The sequence below is a fragment of the Bacteroides gallinaceum genome, from assembly GCF_030373775.1.
Lineage (GTDB): Bacteria > Bacteroidota > Bacteroidia > Bacteroidales > Bacteroidaceae > Phocaeicola > Phocaeicola excrementipullorum.
The window spans coordinates 67,255-86,811 of record NZ_JAUDEN010000012.1 but is presented as its reverse complement, the minus strand read 5'-3'; the positions used below and the strand labels follow the sequence as shown (position 1 = coordinate 86,811).

At 50.4% G+C, this 19,557-nt stretch carries 18 protein-coding genes and 4 tRNA genes; 12 read left to right on the top strand and 10 right to left on the bottom strand.

Annotated elements, in window-relative coordinates; genetic code table 11:
• The first annotated feature begins 18 nt into the window (after window positions 1–18).
• The 4 genes from QUW60_RS08340 (at window position 19) to QUW60_RS08325 (ending at window position 4,182) form a co-directional block, all read left to right on the top strand.
• Entirely contained in the window at window positions 19–2,043 is a 2,025-nt protein-coding gene (locus QUW60_RS08340; protein ID WP_289559783.1) for a retaining alpha-galactosidase, read from the top strand.
• Between the two features lie 289 nt (window positions 2,044–2,332).
• On the top strand, window positions 2,333–3,022 hold the full coding sequence (gene radC, locus QUW60_RS08335) for a RadC family protein (RefSeq protein ID WP_258336676.1): 690 nt from the start codon (window positions 2,333–2,335) through the stop codon (window positions 3,020–3,022).
• A gap of 53 nt (window positions 3,023–3,075) precedes the next feature.
• Entirely contained in the window at window positions 3,076–3,396 is a 321-nt protein-coding gene (locus tag QUW60_RS08330) for a metal-sulfur cluster assembly factor (RefSeq protein WP_258336799.1), read from the top strand.
• Between the two features lie 21 nt (window positions 3,397–3,417).
• Window positions 3,418–4,182, top strand: a complete 765-nt coding sequence (locus tag QUW60_RS08325; RefSeq protein WP_258336798.1) for a UDP-2,3-diacylglucosamine diphosphatase — start codon at window positions 3,418–3,420, stop codon at window positions 4,180–4,182.
• A gap of 66 nt (window positions 4,183–4,248) precedes the next feature.
• On the opposite strand, the gene QUW60_RS08320 is transcribed toward QUW60_RS08325, so the two are convergent.
• From QUW60_RS08320 to pta, 3 genes are all read right to left on the bottom strand, one after another.
• Complete coding sequence (locus QUW60_RS08320; RefSeq protein WP_289559781.1) at window positions 4,249–5,289, bottom strand: sugar kinase; 1,041 nt, start codon at window positions 5,287–5,289, stop codon at window positions 4,249–4,251.
• Window positions 5,290–5,454: 165 nt separating this feature from the next.
• Window positions 5,455–6,654, bottom strand: coding sequence for an acetate kinase (locus QUW60_RS08315; protein ID WP_289559779.1), 1,200 nt, complete (start codon window positions 6,652–6,654; stop codon window positions 5,455–5,457).
• A gap of 31 nt (window positions 6,655–6,685) precedes the next feature.
• Window positions 6,686–7,699 (bottom strand): phosphate acetyltransferase, encoded by a 1,014-nt coding sequence (gene pta / locus QUW60_RS08310; protein WP_258336673.1) that lies wholly within the window; start codon window positions 7,697–7,699, stop codon window positions 6,686–6,688.
• A 247-nt stretch (window positions 7,700–7,946) separates the two neighbouring features.
• Here pta and QUW60_RS08305 point away from each other — a divergent pair, with 247 nt between their 5' ends.
• The 4 genes from QUW60_RS08305 (at window position 7,947) to QUW60_RS08290 (ending at window position 11,055) form a co-directional block, all read left to right on the top strand.
• Complete coding sequence (locus QUW60_RS08305) at window positions 7,947–8,297, top strand: CidA/LrgA family protein (protein WP_258336672.1); 351 nt, start codon at window positions 7,947–7,949, stop codon at window positions 8,295–8,297.
• Complete coding sequence (locus tag QUW60_RS08300; protein WP_258336671.1) at window positions 8,278–8,973, top strand: LrgB family protein; 696 nt, start codon at window positions 8,278–8,280, stop codon at window positions 8,971–8,973. The genes QUW60_RS08305 and QUW60_RS08300 overlap by 20 nt, the downstream gene beginning before the upstream one ends.
• Before the next feature lie 163 nt (window positions 8,974–9,136).
• The gene (locus QUW60_RS08295) at window positions 9,137–10,027 is read left to right on the top strand and encodes a DUF2156 domain-containing protein (protein WP_289559776.1); all 891 of its coding nucleotides are present in this window, start codon (window positions 9,137–9,139) and stop codon (window positions 10,025–10,027) included.
• Window positions 10,024–11,055, top strand: coding sequence for a GNAT family N-acetyltransferase (locus QUW60_RS08290; RefSeq protein WP_289559774.1), 1,032 nt, complete (start codon window positions 10,024–10,026; stop codon window positions 11,053–11,055). Before QUW60_RS08295 ends, QUW60_RS08290 begins: the two co-directional genes overlap by 4 nt.
• Before the next feature lie 10 nt (window positions 11,056–11,065).
• Here the strand turns inward: QUW60_RS08290 and cdaA are convergent, their stop codons facing one another.
• Both cdaA and folP read right to left on the bottom strand, forming a co-directional pair.
• The gene (gene cdaA / locus QUW60_RS08285) at window positions 11,066–11,842 is read right to left on the bottom strand and encodes a diadenylate cyclase CdaA (RefSeq protein WP_258336668.1); all 777 of its coding nucleotides are present in this window, start codon (window positions 11,840–11,842) and stop codon (window positions 11,066–11,068) included.
• Window positions 11,843–11,855: 13 nt separating this feature from the next.
• Window positions 11,856–12,710 (bottom strand): dihydropteroate synthase, encoded by an 855-nt coding sequence (gene folP / locus QUW60_RS08280; protein ID WP_289559772.1) that lies wholly within the window; start codon window positions 12,708–12,710, stop codon window positions 11,856–11,858.
• Between the two features lie 387 nt (window positions 12,711–13,097).
• On the opposite strand from folP, the gene QUW60_RS08275 reads away from it, so the two are divergent.
• From QUW60_RS08275 to QUW60_RS08260, 4 genes are all read left to right on the top strand, one after another.
• Window positions 13,098–13,172 (top strand) — tRNA-Val (locus tag QUW60_RS08275).
• A gap of 33 nt (window positions 13,173–13,205) precedes the next feature.
• A tRNA-Val gene (locus QUW60_RS08270) sits at window positions 13,206–13,283 on the top strand.
• Window positions 13,284–13,303: 20 nt separating this feature from the next.
• Window positions 13,304–13,378: transfer RNA gene (locus QUW60_RS08265), tRNA-Val, on the top strand.
• Window positions 13,379–13,411: 33 nt separating this feature from the next.
• A tRNA-Val gene (locus QUW60_RS08260) sits at window positions 13,412–13,486 on the top strand.
• Between the two features lie 62 nt (window positions 13,487–13,548).
• Here QUW60_RS08260 and QUW60_RS08255 read toward each other — a convergent pair.
• From QUW60_RS08255 to QUW60_RS08235, 5 genes are all read right to left on the bottom strand, one after another.
• Window positions 13,549–15,309, bottom strand: a complete 1,761-nt coding sequence (locus QUW60_RS08255; RefSeq protein ID WP_289559770.1) for a DUF4091 domain-containing protein — start codon at window positions 15,307–15,309, stop codon at window positions 13,549–13,551.
• Between the two features lie 103 nt (window positions 15,310–15,412).
• On the bottom strand, window positions 15,413–17,293 hold the full coding sequence (locus QUW60_RS08250) for a glycoside hydrolase family 35 protein (RefSeq protein ID WP_289559768.1): 1,881 nt from the start codon (window positions 17,291–17,293) through the stop codon (window positions 15,413–15,415).
• Window positions 17,294–17,325: 32 nt separating this feature from the next.
• The gene (locus tag QUW60_RS08245) at window positions 17,326–17,721 is read right to left on the bottom strand and encodes a rhodanese-like domain-containing protein (RefSeq protein ID WP_289559766.1); all 396 of its coding nucleotides are present in this window, start codon (window positions 17,719–17,721) and stop codon (window positions 17,326–17,328) included.
• Between the two features lie 12 nt (window positions 17,722–17,733).
• Complete coding sequence (locus QUW60_RS08240; protein WP_289559764.1) at window positions 17,734–18,399, bottom strand: NigD1/NigD2 family lipoprotein; 666 nt, start codon at window positions 18,397–18,399, stop codon at window positions 17,734–17,736.
• Window positions 18,396–19,550 carry an acyltransferase gene (locus tag QUW60_RS08235; RefSeq protein WP_289559761.1) on the bottom strand — a complete coding sequence of 385 codons (1,155 nt, stop codon included), beginning with the start codon at window positions 19,548–19,550 and terminating at the stop codon, window positions 18,396–18,398. The genes QUW60_RS08240 and QUW60_RS08235 overlap by 4 nt, the downstream gene beginning before the upstream one ends.
• Window positions 19,551–19,557: the final 7 nt, after the last annotated feature.

Here is a 19,557-nt window from a genome sequence, read left to right as displayed (position 1 = left end):
TTGCTAAAGCAAGGTGATATGAAACTGTTTTTAAAGAAATGGATGCTCCTTTTGTTGGTGGGCATTCCTTCCTGCATTTATGCGCAGACGAAATATAAAGTGACATCTCCTTCCGGAAAGCTCCGGCTGGAAGTGGCAACCGGAAATGAGATAACCTATTCTGTAATACACGAGGAGGATACGATGATCGCTCCTTCTCCCATATCCATGACATTGACGGACGGAACCGTGTTCGGACGCTTTCCTCGGCTGAAGAAGAAACGTTCGAGGTCGGTGAATCAGACCATCAATCCGCCTGTTTACAAGAAGTCAGTCATCGCGGACTGTTACAATGAACTGACGCTCGAATTTAAAGAAGACTATAAGGTGGTGTTCCGCGCATACGATGAAGGAGTTGCCTATCGTTTCGTTTCATCGCGTAAAGCGCCTTTTTGGGTAAAGGACGAGCAGGCGGTATTCAACCTGCCGGATAATCCGGACATTTTTGCGGCCACTCCGAAGGGCAGACAGATTGACGGGAAAGAGAATCAGTATCACAGTTCTTTTCAGAATACTTACCGGCATGTGCCGCTTTCTGAATGGGACAAGTCACGTCTGGCATTTCTTCCGGTGCTTTTCGCTAAAAAAGGGAAAGAACGCAAGAAAGTTTGCATCACTGAGGCTGACTTGCTGAATTATCCGGGCATGTTCTTGAAAGCGGATGACGAAGATAAAGGGCTTTACGGACACTTTGCCGCTTATCCTAAAGAGGTCGCCGTAGAAGTGAGGGGACTGAAGGAAGTGGTCAAGTCGCGTGAGCCGTATATCGCTAAGTCTGAAGGGTGCACGGCTTTTCCTTGGCGTGTGATAATCGTTTCAGAGAAAGATGCAGACTTGCTGTGCAGCGACCTGGTGTATAAGCTTGCCGCTCCGGCCGAAGGAGATTATTCTTGGGTGAAGCCGGGAAAGGTGGCATGGGACTGGTGGAACGACTGGAATATCAGCGGCGTAGACTTCAGAGCCGGCATAAATACGGATACATATAAATATTATATTGACTTTGCTTCCCGCTTTGGCATCGAATATGTTATTCTGGACGAGGGATGGGCTGTTGCAGGTCCCGCTGACCTTTTTCAAGTGGTTCCGGAAATCGACCTGGAAGAACTGGTGCGCTATGCTGAGGCCAGGCATGTCGGACTTATCTTGTGGGCGGGATTCCGGGCTTTCGACAAGGATATGGAGCGTGTCTGCAAACATTATGCTGAAATGGGAATCAAAGGATTCAAGATTGACTTTATGGACAGGGACGACCAGTATATGATAGACTTTAACCGCCGTTGTGCCGAAACGGGTGCCCGATACAAGCTGCTGATCGATTTGCACGGGACATCCAAGCCGACCGGCCTTCAGCGCACTTATCCCAATGCCGTTAATTTTGAGGGAGTTCACGGACTGGAGGAAATGAAGTGGGCGCAGCCGGGGACGGACCAGGTGACTTACGACGTGACTATGCCCTTTATCCGCATGGTAGCTGGTCCGGTAGACTACACGCAGGGAGCGATGGTCAACATGAACAGGGAAAACTTCCGCGCCATCTATTCCGAGCCGATGAGCCAGGGAACCAGATGCCGCCAGTTGGCTGCGTATGTCATTTTTGACTCTCCGCTGAACATGCTTTGCGATTCGCCTTCCAATTACATGAGGGAGGCCGAGTGTACACGGTTTATTGCCGGAATCCCAACAACGTGGCAGGAAACGTTGCCGCTGGACGGAAAGGTGGGAGAATATATCGTCATGGCGCGCCGCCAGGGAGATGCCTGGTATGTGGCCGGGCTGACGGACTGGACTGCCCGGGACATAGAGGTGGATCTTTCTTTTGTGGAAGGAGAAAATATCCGGGTGGAGCTTTTTGAAGACGGAGCCAATGCCGACCGCGTGGGCAGGGACTATCGTCGCCGTGTCTTTTCTCTTTCGTCTGGCAGGAAGCAGAAGATTCATCTGGCACCCGGCGGAGGCTTCATTATGAAGGTTTCGGTTGGGGGACAGGCAGACGGAGGGCGTTGAATGCTTTTCTCATCTGACATTGCCTGATTCGCCTGAAAGTCCGGAAGCTCGTGCGGGAAAGGCTGCGATTCCGGCCTGCAAACTTCAAACGGCATCGTTGTTTTTATAAACCGCGTTGCCGTTTCTGCAAACCGCAGTGTGGTTTCTATAAACCACATCGTGGTTTGCAGAATGTATCGGGAAATCAGCAGTTTCCTTTTGCGTCTGGCGTTGAAAATCTTCCTCTGCCATCTTGGGTTATCCGGAAGTTTTCCTTATTTTTGCATCATGTCGCTAATCTTAAATCTGTATGAATGAAAAACTGAACATCAACCAATGGGCGGAAGAAGACCGCCCGCGCGAGAAGATGATGCTGCACGGAGCATCGGCGCTGACCAATGCGGAACTTCTCGCCATTCTGATAGGATCGGGAAACACGGAGGATACGGCGGTGGAGCTGATGCGCAAGGTGCTTGACGGATGCCACAACAAGCTGGGCGAGCTGGGCAAATGTTCGGTCGAAGACTTGTGCCGCTACAAGGGAATAGGCCCTGCAAAAGCTGTGACTATTCTTGCGGCTTCTGAATTGGGCAAGCGCAGAAAAGAGGAAGAGCCGAAGGAACGGGTGCAGATCCGTTGTTCGACCGATATCTTTGCCTACTTCCATCCGCTGATGTGCGATCTTTCCGTTGAAGAATGCTGGGTGATGCTGCTCAACCAGGCAGCAAAGGTGGTCGACGCAATCAGAATCAGTCAGGGAGGGCTGGCTTCCACGCAGGTAGACGTGCGGTGTGTGTTGCGCGAAGCCCTGCTGAAACGTGCCACATCCATCGTGCTTTGCCACAATCATCCCTCTGGAAATGTGACCCCCAGCACGGATGACGACCGGCTGACCCAGGCTCTGAATCAGGCTTCGAACACCATGAACATCCGTCTGCTCGACCATGTGATTGTAACCGACGGAGCATATTACAGTTATGTAGATGAAGGAAGGTTGTAGCGATTCATATTTTTTGTTACATTTGCAGACAATACTAAATGGCAATAGAACCTATGGATAACGAAACGAAACTGAAGATAGAAGAACGGATTGTCGAGATGCTGAAAACTGTTTACGACCCCGAAATTCCTGTAAATGTATATGACCTGGGACTGATTTACAGGATAGACTTGCAAGACGACGGGGCCTTGACGCTTGACATGACCCTGACGGCTCCCAACTGCCCTGCGGCCGACTTTATCATGGAGGATATCCGCCAGAAGGTGGAGTCGGTGGAGGGAGTGACTTCTGCTCAGGTAAATCTTGTCTTCGAGCCGGAATGGGACAAGGACATGATGACCGAAGAAGCTAAACTCGAACTGGGATTTCTATAAAACGATGGTATGATGGATGCGCTGAAAAATGTATATTTCCTGTCGGATGCTCACCTCGGGTCGCGCGCGATTCCTCATGGGCGTACGCAGGAACGCAGGCTCGTAAATTTTCTGGACGGTATCAAGCATAAGGCGGCGGCCGTCTATCTGCTGGGCGACATGTTTGATTTCTGGTACGAATTCAAGCTGGTCGTACCCAAAGGCTATACCCGTTTCCTCGGGAAAATATCAGAACTGACCGATTTGGGGGTGGAAGTGCATTTCTTTATCGGGAATCATGACATCTGGTGCGGCGACTACCTGGAAAAAGAATGTGGAGTGATTCTGCACCGTGAGCCGTTGACTTGTGAAATCTACGGGAAGGAGTTCTTCCTGGCACACGGTGACGGGCTGGGAGATGATGACCGCAAGTTCAAGTTCTTGCGTACGGTCTTCCACAGCCATACCCTGCAGTGCCTTTTCTCTGCCTTGCATCCGCGCTGGAGTGTGGAGCTGGGACTGGAATGGGCAAAGCACAGCCGTCTGAAGCGGGAGAACGGACGCGAACCGGATTACATGGGCGAGGATAAGGAACCGCTGGTGCTTTTTGCGAAAGATTACCTTAAGACGCATGCGGACATCAATTATTTCATCTTTGGGCATCGGCATATCATGCTCGACCTGATGCTATCCCGCTCTTCGCGGCTGATGATCCTGGGAGATTGGATTCATGATTTCTCGTATGCCGTGTTCGACGGGGAAAGCATGTTCCTGGAACAATATATTGAGGGAGAAACGGCCTTATAGCAAAAGGCGCAGATTCCGCAGCCTGCCGGCTGCGGAATCTGCGCCTTTGTATGTGAAGATATTCCGTTACCGTGCCACTTCGCCGCTTTCCTGTTTGGCAAGCAGCCCTTCTACTTCGGCAACCTTTACGAGGTTGTAGTCACCTGCAATCGTATTTTTCAGCACGGATGCCGCTGTAGAGAAGTCTACGCGCTTCTGGTCATCGTCAAATGCACCCTGTGCATACAGCATGGCTCCGCAGAATGCATCGCCCACGCCTACGCAGTCTATCACATTGTCGATGTCGAATACGCGGCTGTGCTTCATCGTGCCGTTGCTGTAAAGCACTCCCGCAAAGGTATGGTGCTCCGAACTCATCACATTGCGCAATGCGATGTAGATGTATTTGCAGTTCGGCACTTGCCTGCTGATTTCCTGGCAGAACTTTTCGTATGCGGCGATGTCGTATTTCTCTCCGTTGCGCGTAGCCTTGAATCCCGGAGCCTTTATCCCCGTCACCAGAGCATATTCGCCTTCGCTCCCGAACATGATATCGCTGTCCACCATCAGCGGGCGCAATACTTCCTGCGCGGTTTTTCCGTAGTTCCACAGGTTCTTGCGGTAGTTGATGTCGTATGAAATCTTCAGTCCCATTTCCTTGGCTACACTGATTGCTTCCTTGCATACATCGGCAAGTCCCGGAGTCAGCGCAGCGTCGATGCCCGACCAGTGGAATATGGCGGCGTCCTTGAAGGCGTCTTTCCAGTCGATCATGCCGGGCTTGAGTTCGGAAAAGGCCGATCCTTCACGGTCGTAGATGACTTTTGAGTTGCGCATGGCGGCTGCCTTTTCCATGTAATATGTACCGAGGCGGTGTCCTCCGACAAGCACGTGGTCTGTCTTGATGTTGTGGGAGCGGAGTTCTGCCAGACAGGTATCTCCCAGCGCATTGTCCGGAAGGCGGGTAATGTATTCAACTTCACCTCCGAAGTTGGCGATTGAGATGGCAACATTGGCTTCACTTCCTCCATAGTTTACAAGAAAATCCCTTGACTGTTCGATGCGGAGATTGTCAGGGGTGGTGAGGCGGAGCATAATTTCTCCGAATGTTACGATTTTTTTACTCATAGTGGGGTGTTTTATCATTTTGTTGCGTGCGGGCCGATATAAAGAAAGGGAAAACTTCCGGTCGGAATATTCTTTTTATTATCTGCTCCACGTCTGTGTCACAAAGATAAGAAATTTCCGGCAGGAAGTATTCCCTTTTAAATCTCTTTAGGATTCCCGAGGCGCTTATTTGCTGTTCAGGATGTTCATTGTGTCTGTCGCAATCATCATTTCCTCATCGGTGGGGATGACGCAGACCTTAACCTTGGAATCGTCGGTAGAAATGATGGCTTCTTCGCCTCTCACCTTGTTCTTTTCCGGATCGATTTTTACGCCCAGGTATTCCAGGTTCTTGCAGACTCCGGCACGTGCGGTAGCCTGATTTTCACCTACACCGCCGGTGAACAGAATGACATCAACGCCGTTCATTGCGGCAGCATATGCTCCGATGTACTTGGTGATGCGGTAGAAATACATCTTCTCGGTCAGGATGGCGCGTTCTTCGCCTCTTGCGACAGCGTCTTCCAGTTCGCGCATGTCGCTTGACTTTTCGAACATTCCCAGCACGCCGCTTTTCTTGTTCAGCAGCGTAGACATTTCGTCCGGCGTCAGCCCTTCCTTTTTCATGATGTATGTGATTGCTCCTCCGTCGATGTCACCGCTTCGGGTTCCCATCATTAAACCTTCCAGCGGAGTCAGTCCCATGGACGTATCCACGCATTTGCCGTCTTTTACCGCTGCGATAGAACCTCCGTTTCCGATGTGGCAGGTGATGATCTTTGATCCCTCTTGCGGAATGTTCAGGAACTCGCATACGCGTTTTGATACGTAGCGGTGTGATGTTCCGTGGAAGCCGTAGCGGCGGATTCCGTATTTCTCGAAATATGAATAAGGGATTGCGTACAGGTATGCATAGTCGGGCATTGTCTGGTGGAACGCCGTGTCGAATACGGCAACTTGCGGCACTTCAGGCAGCAGCTTCTGAACGGCATAGATGCCTTTCAGGTTGGCGGGATTGTGCAGCGGGCCCAGATCGCAGCATTCTTCTACGGCTGCAATCACTGCATCGTCAATCAGTACAGAGCCGCTGAACTTGGTTCCTCCGTGCAGTACGCGGTGGCCTACTGCATTGATTTCATGCAGATTGCTAACCGCTCCGTATTCGGCATTGGTGAGTGTGTCGAAAATGAACTGTACGCCGGTTGTGTGTTCCGGCACGTCTTTTTCGATGATTTTCTTTTCGCCGTTGGGCAATGTCATTTTCAGGAAAGAACCCGGCAGACCGATTTTTTCGATGCCGCCCTGCGCAAGCACTTCCTTGTTTGTCATTTCAAACAGTTTGTATTTGATGGAAGAGCTACCGCAATTCAATACTAATACTTTCATCTTTGTTGCTTCAATTTCTTGGTGAATAAAATTACTGTTGAGATTTGGCTGCGATAGCCTGGTTAGCCGTAATGGCGATCATCTTGTATACATCGTCGATGCAGCATCCGCGTGACAGGTCGTTTACCGGACGGGCGATACCTTGCAGGATCGGTCCGATGGCTGTGGCATGTCCCAGACGCTCAACCAGCTTGTAAGAGATGTTTCCCACTTCAAGACTCGGAACAACCAGCACGTTCGCTTTTCCTGCGATTTCTGATCCCGGAGCCTTGCTTGCGCCGATTCTTGGAACCAGAGCGGCGTCGGCCTGCAGTTCTCCGTCGATCTTCAGTGCCGGATCCATCTGCTGCGCAATATGGAGGGCCTCGACAACTTTGTCAACGACTTCGTGTTTGGCAGAGCCTTTGGTTGAAAAGCTCAGCATGGCAACGCGCGGGTCGAGTCCGGCAACGGCCTGTGCTGTTCTTGCTGTGCAGACAGCAATCTGAGCCAGCTGGCCTGCGTCGGGAACCGGAGTTACGGCAACATCTCCCATAACGATCACGCCATTGTCGCCGCATTCGGGAGCGTGGGTCAGCAGCAGCATCGCGCCGGATACGCAGGTGATTCCCGGAGCAGTCTTAATGATTTGCAGAGCAGGGCGGAGTACGTCGCCGGTTGTATTGCGGGCGCCTGCCAGTTGTCCGTCGGCATCTCCCGATTTGATGATCAGACATCCCAAATACAGCGGGTTGAGGACAAGCTTGCGTGCTTCTTCGATTGTCATGCCCTTTTTCTTGCGGAGCTCGCACAGCAGCTGTGCGTATTCTTCTTTTTTCGGGTGGTTTTCCGGGTCGATGATGGTTGCCTTGTGGATGTTTCCCAATCCCCATTCCTTGGCAAGCCCCATGATTTCATCCGGGTTGCCCAGCAGAATCAAGTCTGCAACACCGTCTGTCAAGATTTGATTGGCAGCTTTCAATGTGCGTTCTTCTGTTCCTTCCGGAAGAACGATGCGCTGTTTGTTTGCTTTAGCGCGCTCAACGATTTGACTAATTAAATCCATATCGGTTATATATTAAGAATTATTGTGTATAATCTGGCCTGTGTGCGATAACGAAGTGGCCTTATCACTTTGCAAAAATAAGCATTTTTGTAATATCAAGTTGGCAAAAGATGAAATATTTGAGTTTAAAGTATGTAAAATAAATATGTTTGACGGCAGGTTTAAAAAAAACGCCGCTTTCGCGCTCGCTTTATCTGCGAATGTATAACTTTGCGCCCGGTTTTCAATACGATAAATTTTAGGTATTATGATTCGTCAATGTTCTATCCTTTTCGGATGCTTGGCTTTAGGTGAACTGATTGTTTATCTGACAGGGATCAAGCTCCCTTCGAGCGTTATCGGTATGCTTTTGCTTACCTTGTTTCTCCAGCTGGGCTGGATTAAGCTGGAGTGGGTCCAGGGAATGACCAATTTTCTGGTTGCCAATCTTGGGTTTTTCTTTGTGCCTTCGGGCGTTGCGCTGATGCTGTACTTTGACATCATCTCGGCTCAGTTCTGGCCGATTGTCATTGCTACGGTAGTGAGTACGGTGCTTGTGCTGGTTGTAACAGGTTGGGTTCATCAATTAGTTAGGAAATATGGATTTTTTCGAAAATAAGTTCTTTTTGCTGGCCATTACGTTTGGTTTCTTTTTCATTTCTAAATTGTTGCAGAAAAAGACAGGTTGGGTGCTTCTGAATCCGATTCTGATAGCGATTGCATTGTTGATTTGCTTTTTGAAGCTGACGGGAGTTTCTTATGAAACTTATTCAGAGGCTGGCTCGCTGGTGGAGTTTTGGCTGAAGCCGGCGGTCGTGGCTTTGGGCGTGCCGCTTTATTTGCAGTTGAAGATGATCAGGAAGCAGCTCATGCCGATTGTTGTATCCCAGTTGGCGGGATGTATTGTCGGCTTGGTTTCGGTGACGGTCATTGCGAAAGTGATGGGCGCTTCGCCTGAGGTGGTCATGTCGCTGGCTCCGAAATCGGTGACTACGCCGATTGCGATGGAAGTTTCGAATGCGGTTGGAGGAATTCCTTCGCTGACGGCCGCCGTGGTGATTGTTGTCGGTCTGTTCGGTGCCATCTGCGGTTTCAAGGTGTTGCAGGTGGGTCATGTCGGGAGTCCGATAGCGCAAGGGCTGTCAATGGGAACGGCATCTCATGCCGTGGGGACTTCGCGCGCCATGGAGGTGAGCGGCAAATACGGGGCTTATGCCAGCCTGGGACTTACTTTGAACGGCATTCTGACCGCATTGCTGACTCCCACTATCCTGCATCTGCTGGGGATGTATTGAATGAACAATTCAGGATGTCGCAAGTTATATAAAAAGGTGGCGGCTCATCTTGGTCAAGATGACGGCCCGTTTCGTTTGGGCCGGGCTGGCGGCTTGTTCAAAATGTCCCGTCATCTTTCGGAAGAGATGGAATAACATAAAATGAATATATCTCGAATTACATATGATTGATTTCAATCCGATAAAACTGGAAGACAGGCAGCGGGTGCAGAAATACACGCTTGTCAGTTCGCGGCGCAATTGCGACTTGTCGTTTTCGAATCTTTACAGCTGGCGTTTCCTTTATCATACGGAGCTGGCTGAGGCGGACGGGTTTCTGCTGTTCCGCTTCCGGGTAGACGGTGCGCTGGCATACATGATGCCGGTGGGGCAGGGCAATGTCCGCCCGGTAATTGAAATGCTGATTCAAGACGCTGAATCCCAAAATGAAAAGTTCCAGATGCTGGGTGTCTGTGCCGATATGCGCGAGGAACTGGAAGAAGCTTTCTCCAACCATTTTGAATTTGAATCGGACCGTGATTATGCAGACTACATCTATTTGCGTTCGGATTTGGCTTCGTTGCGAGGGAAGAAGTTCCAGCCGAAACGGAATCATATCAACCGTTTCCGGACGAATTTCCCGGATTACGAATACAAAGAGCTTACTCCTGAGCTGGTGCCGGAATGTATCCGGCTTGAGAACTTGTGGTGTAAGGCCAATGATTGTGCGGAAAATGAGGCGTTGCTGAACGAGCGCCGTTCGATGAATGCCGCCTTGGAGCATATAAGCGAGCTTGGCTTGCAGGGAGGTGTCCTTCATGTTGGCGGTGAGATCGTGGCTTTCACCTATGGGGCGCCGATCAATGCAGCCACTTTCGACACTTGTGTGGAAAAGGCGAATACGGATTTTGAGGGCGCGTATGCGATGATCAATTACGAGTTTGCCAACCATCTTCCGGAGCAGTATATTTATATCAACCGTGAAGAAGACTTGGGGCTGGAGGGTCTGCGCAAGGCTAAATTGTCGTATCAGCCGGAAGTGATTCTGGAAAAATACATGGCTACGCTGAGATGAGTGTGAAAGAGCAGGTGCGCAGGCTGTGGAAAGAATGCTTCGGCGATTCGGAAGAATTCATGGATTTGTATTTCGGCCGCCGCTATACGGATGAGATCAATACTTGTCTGGAGGAAGACGGAAAGGTGGTGTCGGCTCTGCAGCGCATTCCTTATCCGATGACTTGTTACGGAGAAGTGATTCCGATGGCCTATATTTCGGGAGCCTGTACGGACGTTGCGTATCGCGGCCGGGGACTCATGAAGCGTTTGCTTGCTTCGGCGCATCGCCGCATGTATGAAGAAGGCAAATGGCTGGCAGGACTGATTCCTGCGGAAGAATGGCTTTTCGGCTATTATGCCCGTTCGGGCTATGTGCCGGGATTTCAACAGCATGTCAAGTTATTAACAGGTGGGTGCAAATCTGTTGATAACTCCAACTCTTCATTGGAAATCAAAAAGATAGATCTGTGCAAAACTCTTCCGGAAGAGATTTGTCCATATCTTTATGAACATCTCCGTTCGTTGCCTTTTTCAGTGCTGCATACGGAAGAAGACTTTCAGATAGTCTTGTCCGACTGGAGTCTGAACGGAGGGGAAGTGTGGGCTGTCTATGACGGGAAGAAGGTTTCCGGACTGGCGCTTTGTCTGAAGCGGGACACGGGTTTGCTTGTCCGCGAAATGTTCGCTTCCGGAACTGGGCCGCATGAAGCTTTGCTGCGTTTCTTCCGCCTGCATTACCGGGCAGGAGAGATGCGGATTGTATCTCCGTCTGAAGGCGAACTCCGTGTGTATGGGATGGCACGCATAATCAATGCCGAACAGATGCTTTCTCTTTACGCCCGTGTTCATTGCGATGATGTTCCGCGGTTCATTAAAGTGGAGGGAGATGAGGCCATTGCGGTAAACAACGCGCTTTTCCTTCTGGAGGGAGGCGCTTGCCGGCGTGTAGACGAAGCGGGTCAGGATTTTTCCGCCTATACGATATCCGGGCTCACCCGTTTGTTTTTTGAAGGCCATTTGCCTTATATGAACCTGATGCTGGACTGAGGCGTGCGGACTATTCCGTTTTGTTGGTAAGCATGCGCTCCAGTTCTTCTGCAGAAAGCTTCAGATGGAATTGCCCTTTGTATGCGATGGAGATTCCTCCGGTTTCTTCCGATACGATGACGGCCATGGCGTCTGTTTCCTGCGAAACTCCGAGTGCGGCACGATGGCGGAGTCCCAGTTCCTTGGGAATGTCCAGATTGTGTGATACGGGTAGGATACATCCGGCTGCCTTGATCCGCTTGTGGCTTATGATCATTGCTCCGTCGTGCAGAGGGCTGTTCTTGAAGAAGATGTTCTCGATCAGCCGCTGGTTGACGTTCGCGTCGATGACATCTCCTGTGCGCACAATGTCATCCAGCGGAAAGTCTTTTTCGATGACGATGAGGGCTCCCACTTTTCCTTTGCTCATGTTGAGGCAGGCCATGACTATCGGCATGATGTCTTCCTTTTGCGTTTCTCCTTTTTTGTTTCCTTTCAGAAAGCGGAAAAGCCCGTTGCTCCGGTGCCGCGATCCTAAAGACAGCAGGAAGTGACGGATCTCATCCTGGAAAAGCACGATCAGGGCAATGACTCCCACGCTGACCAGTTTGTCGAATATGGATCCGAGAAGCCGCATCTGAAGCACCTGCGACACGATAACCCATATTACGATGAAAACCAGGATCCCGATGAAAATGTTGATGGAACCGGACGATTTCATCAGCTTGTATGTCTTGTAGAGGAGGAAGGCTACCAGCAGGATGTCCAGTATGTCTTTCAGGCTGAGTATGTGTATGTCAAAAGGCATGGGTTTCTGTTTTTCAGTTAGTCGTGTCGTTCATTGTTGATACAATTTTCACCGCTTCTGCTGCGGGCTTTACGTCGTGGACGCGCAGGATGTCCGCCCCTTTCATCAATGCGATTGTATTTATGGCCGTCGTTCCGTTGAGCGCGTCTTCGGGCGTTCCGCCAAGAAGGTTGTATATCATTGACTTGCGCGACACTCCCACCAGTATGGGGAGGCCGAAGATGGAGAGTTCTTCCATTTTGCCAAGCAGTTCGTAGTTGTGGGCCAGCGTTTTCCCGAAACCGAATCCCGGGTCGATGATCAGGTCTTTGGCTCCCATGTCGCGCAGCCGTTGCACTTTTTCCGAAAAATAGCAGATGACTTCCTTCAGCAGATGGTCGTAGTGAGGATGCCGCTGCATGTTTTGCGGGGTTCCCTGCATGTGCATCATGATATAGGGAACTCCCAGGCGCGCTATGGCATGAAACATATCTTTGTCCATTTCTCCGGCGGCGATGTCGTTGATGATGGCGACACCGAATTCTTCTACGCACATTTTGGCGACATCCGCGCGGAAGGTGTCGACAGAAACGACGGCCTCAGGCTGCTCTCTGAATACGACAGCCAGTCCTTTGCGCAGCCGTTCCATTTCTTCCTGCACGGGGACGTCTGCTGCGTTGGGCCGTGAAGAATATGCGCCGACATCAATGATGCTTCCTCCTTCAGAGATGATCTGGTTTGTCCGGCAGGCAATTTCCTGCTCCGTCTGTTTCCGGCTTCCGGCATAAAAAGAGTCGGGTGTGAGATTCAGGATTCCCATCACTTGCGGGCGGGAGAGATCCATCAGCCGGCCGTTGACGTTGATGTATTTTGCGGTTCTTTGTTTCATGTTGACCTTTGCTGTTTCTGTGCTGCAAAGGTACACACAATAATTCATACTTTATCGGGTAGGAAGAAAGAAATTGTCCCGTTTTTGCCGGATTTGAAGCGGATGTATCCTTATGCAAACTTCAAACCGCATTGCTGTTTGTATAAACGGCAGTGTCGTTTGTACAGACCACGATGCCGTTTATACAAACCACGTTGTGGTTTGAAGAATTCCGGGTGCATTCCGGTTCTTTTCATGCGGCCGTTGGCGTTTCTTTTGAGTCTGTGCGTTTGCCGCATGCGGGTCCGGCAGGCGACAATTTTTATTTTGCGTTCAAAAAAACGGCGGAAAAGTTTGCAGGTTAAAAATAAAGCTGTACCTTTGCAACCGCAATCAGAACGAGATATCGGGCGTTTAGCTCAGCTGGTTCAGAGCATCTGCCTTACAAGCAGAGGGTCGGCGGTTCGAATCCGTCAACGCCCACTCGTATTTCTCGTTGTTCATTGCTTTCTTTTTGGGCGTTTAGCTCAGCTGGTTCAGAGCATCTGCCTTACAAGCAGAGGGTCGGCGGTTCGAATCCGTCAACGCCCACCAAAAAGAACAAGATCGTTTTCGGGCGTTTAGCTCAGCTGGTTCAGAGCATCTGCCTTACAAGCAGAGGGTCGGCGGTTCGAATCCGTCAACGCCCACTCCGAAAACAAAAATTGTCAACTTTCCCTTTCGGGCGTTTAGCTCAGCTGGTTCAGAGCATCTGCCTTACAAGCAGAGGGTCGGCGGTTCGAATCCGTCAACGCCCACGTGGAAATGAAAAAAGCCCCACCGAAAGATGGGGCTTTTTTCATGGGCTGTGCGGAAGCGCTTATAGCGAGTTGAGAATCTCTTCCAGCCTGTTGACCATAGTGCTTGCCGACGGCTTGGAGCCGCTGATGTTGTCGAACTTGAATTTGCCGACTTCTTCATTCAGCCTTTTCAGTTTGCCGGCGGCTTTTTCTGATTCCAGTTCCTTGCGCAGGATGCGGATTTTCTCGCAGTCCTGGATTCCTTCTACCAGTCGTTCGAAGCGGATGCTGCTGCGCGGCCCGGGGTAGATGCTGTAAGTGTCGCCAGCCGGCCATGTACGGAAGCGGGAGTCGCGCAGCGGGTCGGCGGTCCAGCTGTTTACGGCCCAGCGCAGATAGCCTTCGTAATTGTCTGCAACGGCATGTATGGCCGTCCATGCAGCTTCTGCCGGATCAGAAAAAGTGAAGAGGTTCGGAAATGGTTCCACGCAGCAAGTGTAGTATGTGCTGATTTGTCCTTTGCTCTTGCGGGCAGCCAGCACGTCGTCCGGGAATTTCTGTCCGAACGGGATGCACAAATAGTGCAGGTCTTCCTGGATTTCGGCATGATAGTTTCCGGCCAGTGTGATCTTGAATTCCGGATCGGCCTGCTTGATTACTTTGATAGCTTCACGCATGGCTTCCATCGGCCGTTCGTCCATGGAGATAGCCGTTTTTTCAAACCATCCTTTCTTGCGCAGGTGGTCCGCAAAATCTTTCAGGAAAGTTCCCCAGTATTCGGTATAAGCCTTGTCGCCGGGTTTGGCTTCTACAAACTGTATGCGGTTGGTTGCCTGGTCGTAGTAGTCAAAGCGTAAGGCCCACGGAATCATGGTGTAGCAGCAAATCATGTCGTCAATGCCTATTTCATCCATCATGAAGCTTACCCATTTGTCGAATACGGCATAGTCATATTCCCACGTGCCGTCGATTTTTCTGATGCGCGTAATCATGCTGTCAAAGTGGTCTTCGGTCTGTCCGTTCCATGGCTTGTGCATGATGCTTGCGGTGATGGTGCGCTGTCCGGCATCTGCCAGCATCTTCATGATCGGGCGCATCGCGTCAAAATGAGCCTGACTCCAAAGAGGCACCTGATAATACCGCGCCACGGCATATGGATTTTGCCACAGGTCGAGATAGAACGCCCAGTCTTTCGGCTCGGGAAGCGTACGGTTGAGCACTTCCACCTCCATTTGCAGTTTCATGGGACTGAGATTTTCTCCGGATACAGTCAGTGTTCCCTTGTATTTTCCGGCCTTTGCATCCGACGGCACCCATATCTTTATCCAGACAGGCTGGGTGCTGCAAGCTTTTACGTCGAGTGTCTTGTTTATGTCGAGTGCGTCTGCCACGATCAGCGAGTCCCATTCGGCTTTGTTCGGGCGGTGTCCGCATCCTTGTCCGAATTCATCGGTCATTACGTAGCGTACAAAATGAGTGGATATGGCTGATGAAGGGATGGCTGACTTGCCGTTCTTCAGGTCGCTGACCGCAACGGAAACATGGTTGAGATCGTTTCTTGTCCACAGCACCGCCTGCGCATTGACGCGCTCTCCTTTCCAGGCTTTCAGTTGTATCCGGGTGCTTTTCTTCACATCCGGGATATTCAGTTTGGTATAGCGCATGTCGGTTGTTCCCCAGCTCAGAGCGGCAGGGGCGTTCATTTTCATCCAGGTTTCTTTGCTGTCGTGCGGTTTGGTGTCGGTCAGTTCCTGGTAATTTCCTAATGGGTATTTTTCGGTTTGTTGGGCGAAGCATCCTGCTCCGAGTCCCAACAGGATGGATACTAACAGTGCTTTCATGCTGTAAATGATTTGAGGTGATAGGGCGCAAAGCCCCAGAGCGTTCTGCTGTGCGTACAAAAACTCCGTGGCCTTGCGTCTTTTGTTTTGGCCAGAGCCGGATTTATTGCAGTTTGGTCAGGACCGGAGTCTTGACAGTCTTCACTTCTGTCTTCGGATTTTCGTTCAGCTGTTCGAAGATGACAATCTTGTTCTCGCCTTTCTTCAGCCATACGCCCGGGATGTAAAGCGTCTGCTGCGGTCCTACCTGCCAGTAGCGGCCAATGTTTTTGCCGTTTATGAAGATGATTCCTTTGCCCCATTCTTCCATGTCGATGAATGTGTCGCCTGTTTTGTCAAGCGTGAATGTTCCTTCGTAGATGACCGGACTGTCTTTCAGCTTTGCAGCCTGGGCGGCACTGTTTGTGAATGTGCAGCTTCCCATTTTGCCGCATTCCGGCGCTTGGCTCATCGGCAGCTTATACATGTTCCATCCGCCTGTAATCTTCTTGCCGGCTATAGTTACCGGACTGATGATTCCTTTGCTGTTTTCCGTGATCTGGCTGCCGTAATTGATGCGTCCCATGTTTTCTACCAGAATCTGCAGGGTGGAATTGAACGGGACCTCTATTTCCATCGAATAGGTCTGCGTGTTGCGGTTCAGTACGCCTGCTTTCTCGCCGTCGACGTATACTACGGCAAAATCGCGCAGTCCGGGTATCTCAAGCGTTCCGCTTATGGGCTGGTTAAACCGGCGCGTGTAGAGCACATATCCGTACCCTTGGTTCAGTTGCTCGAATGTCAGAGGGTCTGCGCTGGTTTCCGGCTGCATTCTTTCGGTATATGCCAGAAGGTCGGCCACCTGGTTCAGCTTGATCGAAGGGATTTCGATGACCGGATTCTGAGCAGGAGGAGCGGGAACCTCATATTTTACATATTTCTTGATGACCGTGCGGATGGAGTCGTATTTGGGCGTAACCCATCCTGCCTCGCTGATGGGAGCGTCGTAGTCATAGCTTGTCATGTCCGGCTGGATGTCACGCTTCTTGTCGTAGTTGGCTCCGCTGGTAAATCCGAAGTTCGTTCCTCCGTGAACCATATAGAAGTTGAAAGACACGTCGTTCTTCAGATATGCTTCTGTCTGGCGGGCGATTTCGGAGGCGCTTACTTGCGGGAACGGCTCAGCCCAATGCGAGAGCCATCCGGGATAGAACTCAGCCACCATATACGGGCCTTTGCCGTCGTGATACTGGTTGACAACCTTTTTCAGGTTTTCGATATCACTTTCTCCGTTGGCGGTAGGCAGTGCTCCTTCCGTGGTTCCGCCTTCAAACAGCCAGCTTCCGTCGGATGTAAACAAGGGAACGTCAAAGCCGGCGTCGGCCAGTTGCTGTTTGATTTTCGCGTTGTATCTGCGATGTTCGTCCAGGGTAATATCTTTTCGCTGGGATACGTATGATCCGAATTCATTTTCGCATTGCACCATGATGATTGGGCCTCCTTTGGTGCATTGCAGATCGCCCACTTCCTGATACAGGCGGTTGATATAAGCCTTTGTGTGTTCAAGAAAAGCCTTGTTGTCGCGTCTGACTTCCATGCCGGGCACGTTTTGCAGCCACCAGGGATACCCTCCGTATTCCCATTCGGCGCATACGTATGGGCCCGGGCGAAGAATGACCATCATGCCTTCTTCTCCTGCTGTGCGGATGTATTCGGCCAGATCCTTATCTCCGCTGAAGTCCCATTTGCCTGGTTCGGTTTCGTGCAGATTCCAGAATACATAAGTGGCGACTGTATTCAGTCCCATTCCCTTCATCATTTGCAGGCGGTGCCTCCAGTATTGGTGTGGGATGCGTGAGTAATGCATTTCTCCCGAAAGAATCGGTACTATTTCTCCATTCCGGTAGAAATGGCCGTTTTTGATTTCGAATGTGTTTTTGGTTTGCGCCAGCATTCCTGTTGGGAAAAGAGCCAGCAGCAGTACATAAAATAGAAATTTTTTCATGGTATGGTTGTTTTATTGATTAATGCCTGGTGTTATTTCTCCGTGTTTTTCCCTGCGTCCTTCCATCCTTCAAATCCTTTGTCCAGATTGAAGACGGTATAGCCTCTTTCTGAAAGCCGTTCGGCTGCATTCCGGCTTCTGCGTCCGCTCCTGCAATAGACGGCTACGGGGCGGTTGTGTTCAAGCTGTTTTTCGGCGTCATCGAGGAAGTGCTGGTCCAGCACGTTGATGTTCAGACTTCCGGCTATGTGTTCTTCTGAATATTCAGTTGCTGTACGCACGTCTACGCATTGCACTTCACTGTCATCGATAAGTCGTTCAAACTCATCGGCAGACAGATTTGTGAATTTTGTATCCGCTTTGCCGGCACATGCCGGTATGATAATTGCCGACAGGCAGAAGGTGATAATCTGAAATAGTTTCTTCATGGTCAGTCTTTGCTAATAGGTATGAATTTCAGGATAGAGAAATTTGTAAACAGTTTTTCCCTGTTTGTATGTATTGATTTCAAAAAAGACACTGTCATTCTGTTGAAGTTCGTTCCGGTATGCCCATAATGGGACAGACAGGTAAACTTCTTTGCTGAAAGCTTCCAGATCGTTGTTGCGGTCATGATACAGTTCCAGGTGAAGGATCTGTTTTCCGTTGCTTTCCGTTATGCCGTGGTTTACAAAGTGAAAAGCATGGCTCTGGTCCTTTACGAGCGGAGTCAGAATCATGTTCAGGTAGTTTCCCGACTGCCAGATGCTCTGGATATCAGTCGGGTCTGTTTTAATTTCATCCTTGAAATAATCCGTTGCGACAGGAATCATGGAAAGCACCAGTTGTGCGGAGTAGAGGTATGCTTCGTTATTGTCTTGCAGCGTGTAGACAGAAACGGTCCGGTAGATTGTGTCTGCGTCCAGTCCGTCCAGTCCGTCCCGTTTCTGGATTTCCAATGTTTTTCCATTGTCGGTTATCAGCCGCTGGAGGCTCCCTTCTGCGTCTGTACCCGCATCGATGAATTCGGTTATCACATCGGGATATACATATTCCTCCTCCTTGCATGCCGTAGACACGGCAAGGCACACCAGCAAACTTCCTGTCAGTAACTGCAATTTTTTCATGCCCCGATCGCTTTCAGATGATTGAGTGCCGGATTTGCGTACATGTCGAGGATGCGTTTGCGCAAAAAGGCTTCATCCTTGTCATTGAGTGTAATCAGATCCAGCTTTTTCCGCAGATAAGCTTCGAACTTTTCCTTTTCTTCCGGCGTATATTTGTCGCTGAAACGGCTGGTGCCTTCGGCCAGGTCGCAGGCGATATAGTTTCCCGGATAGAGCCGGTAGCTGCGGTGAATCTCCCTGTCGATCAGTTCAGCCACCTTCTTGAAAACTTCAGTTTTAGGCAGGAACCTCAGTTCTTCAAGCTTTCCGCTGATGCAGGCTGCAGCCTGGAAATGCACTCTTCCCTTATAGCCGAATATCCCTGTTCTCATGTTGTTCAGATCGTCTTCCTGACTTTTCTTGAATCCTTCAATGTCCCGTTTCTGCTGCATTTCCTTTGCTTTCAGGAAGTCGCAAGGGTCATATTCGTAAGAAAGCGACAGAGGGACGATATTCAGCTCCTTCAGTCGGTCGATTATATCCCCTTCGCCGCCCATGGCCAGCATTTTCAGCACGCTTTCCTGCGTGTGGTCGTTCGAGTCTTTGGCTCTTCCTTCCCTTTGGGCAATCCAGACATTTTCGTGCTTCTGCGTAACGGCAAAATGGATGTATCGTGACATGCGGACCGACGATTCGAGCTTTTGCCGCATGCTTAGCGCACGCTGCACGATAAAGGATTTGTTGATCCGCACCAGCTTCTTGATCCATGGATAAATGAGCAGATTGTCTCCGATGGCAATTTCCACCGTAGTCGGGAAGCCGTTGTCTATCAGTCCCACCGAAAGCAGTCCCGGATCGAGCACGATGTCACGGTGGTTTGAAATGAACGTGTAGCTGGTGCGCTTGTCGCCCAATGCGGAAACGTCCAGGTCAAAGCCGTCGCTGTACTGGCTGATGATGTTTTGCAGGAGTCCGTAGAATATGTTTTTCTGAATGTCCAGATTGGTCTTGCAACGCGCCAGCACATGTCTTAAACTTTCAGGGCTCATGTCGGGTATGACCGCCTTGATGACCGTCTGAAACATCGGATCAGCCATCAGTTCGCTGAGCACTTGCGGTAGTTCTTCCGGAGTATACGGACGGATTTCGTCAAATTCGGCAGGTATATTCATAGTTTCT

Bases quoted from the DNA above. Each gene is read 5' to 3' on its own strand.
- QUW60_RS08340 (WP_289559783.1), top strand. From the start codon at position 19: ATGAAACTGTTTTTAAAGAAATGGATGCTCCTTTTGTTGGTGGGCATT.
- radC (WP_258336676.1), top strand. From the start codon at position 2,333: ATGAATGAAAAACTGAACATCAACCAATGGGCGGAAGAAGACCGCCCG.
- QUW60_RS08330 (WP_258336799.1), top strand. From the start codon at position 3,076: ATGGATAACGAAACGAAACTGAAGATAGAAGAACGGATTGTCGAGATG.
- QUW60_RS08320 (WP_289559781.1), bottom strand. From the start codon at position 5,289: ATGAGTAAAAAAATCGTAACATTCGGAGAAATTATGCTCCGCCTCACC.
- QUW60_RS08315 (WP_289559779.1), bottom strand. From the start codon at position 6,654: ATGAAAGTATTAGTATTGAATTGCGGTAGCTCTTCCATCAAATACAAA.
- pta (WP_258336673.1), bottom strand. From the start codon at position 7,699: ATGGATTTAATTAGTCAAATCGTTGAGCGCGCTAAAGCAAACAAACAG.
- QUW60_RS08305 (WP_258336672.1), top strand. From the start codon at position 7,947: ATGATTCGTCAATGTTCTATCCTTTTCGGATGCTTGGCTTTAGGTGAA.
- QUW60_RS08300 (WP_258336671.1), top strand. From the start codon at position 8,278: ATGGATTTTTTCGAAAATAAGTTCTTTTTGCTGGCCATTACGTTTGGT.
- QUW60_RS08295 (WP_289559776.1), top strand. From the start codon at position 9,137: ATGATTGATTTCAATCCGATAAAACTGGAAGACAGGCAGCGGGTGCAG.
- QUW60_RS08290 (WP_289559774.1), top strand. From the start codon at position 10,024: ATGAGTGTGAAAGAGCAGGTGCGCAGGCTGTGGAAAGAATGCTTCGGC.
- cdaA (WP_258336668.1), bottom strand. From the start codon at position 11,842: ATGCCTTTTGACATACACATACTCAGCCTGAAAGACATACTGGACATC.
- folP (WP_289559772.1), bottom strand. From the start codon at position 12,710: ATGAAACAAAGAACCGCAAAATACATCAACGTCAACGGCCGGCTGATG.
- QUW60_RS08255 (WP_289559770.1), bottom strand. From the start codon at position 15,309: ATGAAAGCACTGTTAGTATCCATCCTGTTGGGACTCGGAGCAGGATGC.
- QUW60_RS08250 (WP_289559768.1), bottom strand. From the start codon at position 17,293: ATGAAAAAATTTCTATTTTATGTACTGCTGCTGGCTCTTTTCCCAACA.
- QUW60_RS08245 (WP_289559766.1), bottom strand. From the start codon at position 17,721: ATGAAGAAACTATTTCAGATTATCACCTTCTGCCTGTCGGCAATTATC.
- QUW60_RS08240 (WP_289559764.1), bottom strand. From the start codon at position 18,399: ATGAAAAAATTGCAGTTACTGACAGGAAGTTTGCTGGTGTGCCTTGCC.
- QUW60_RS08235 (WP_289559761.1), bottom strand. From the start codon at position 19,550: ATGAATATACCTGCCGAATTTGACGAAATCCGTCCGTATACTCCGGAA.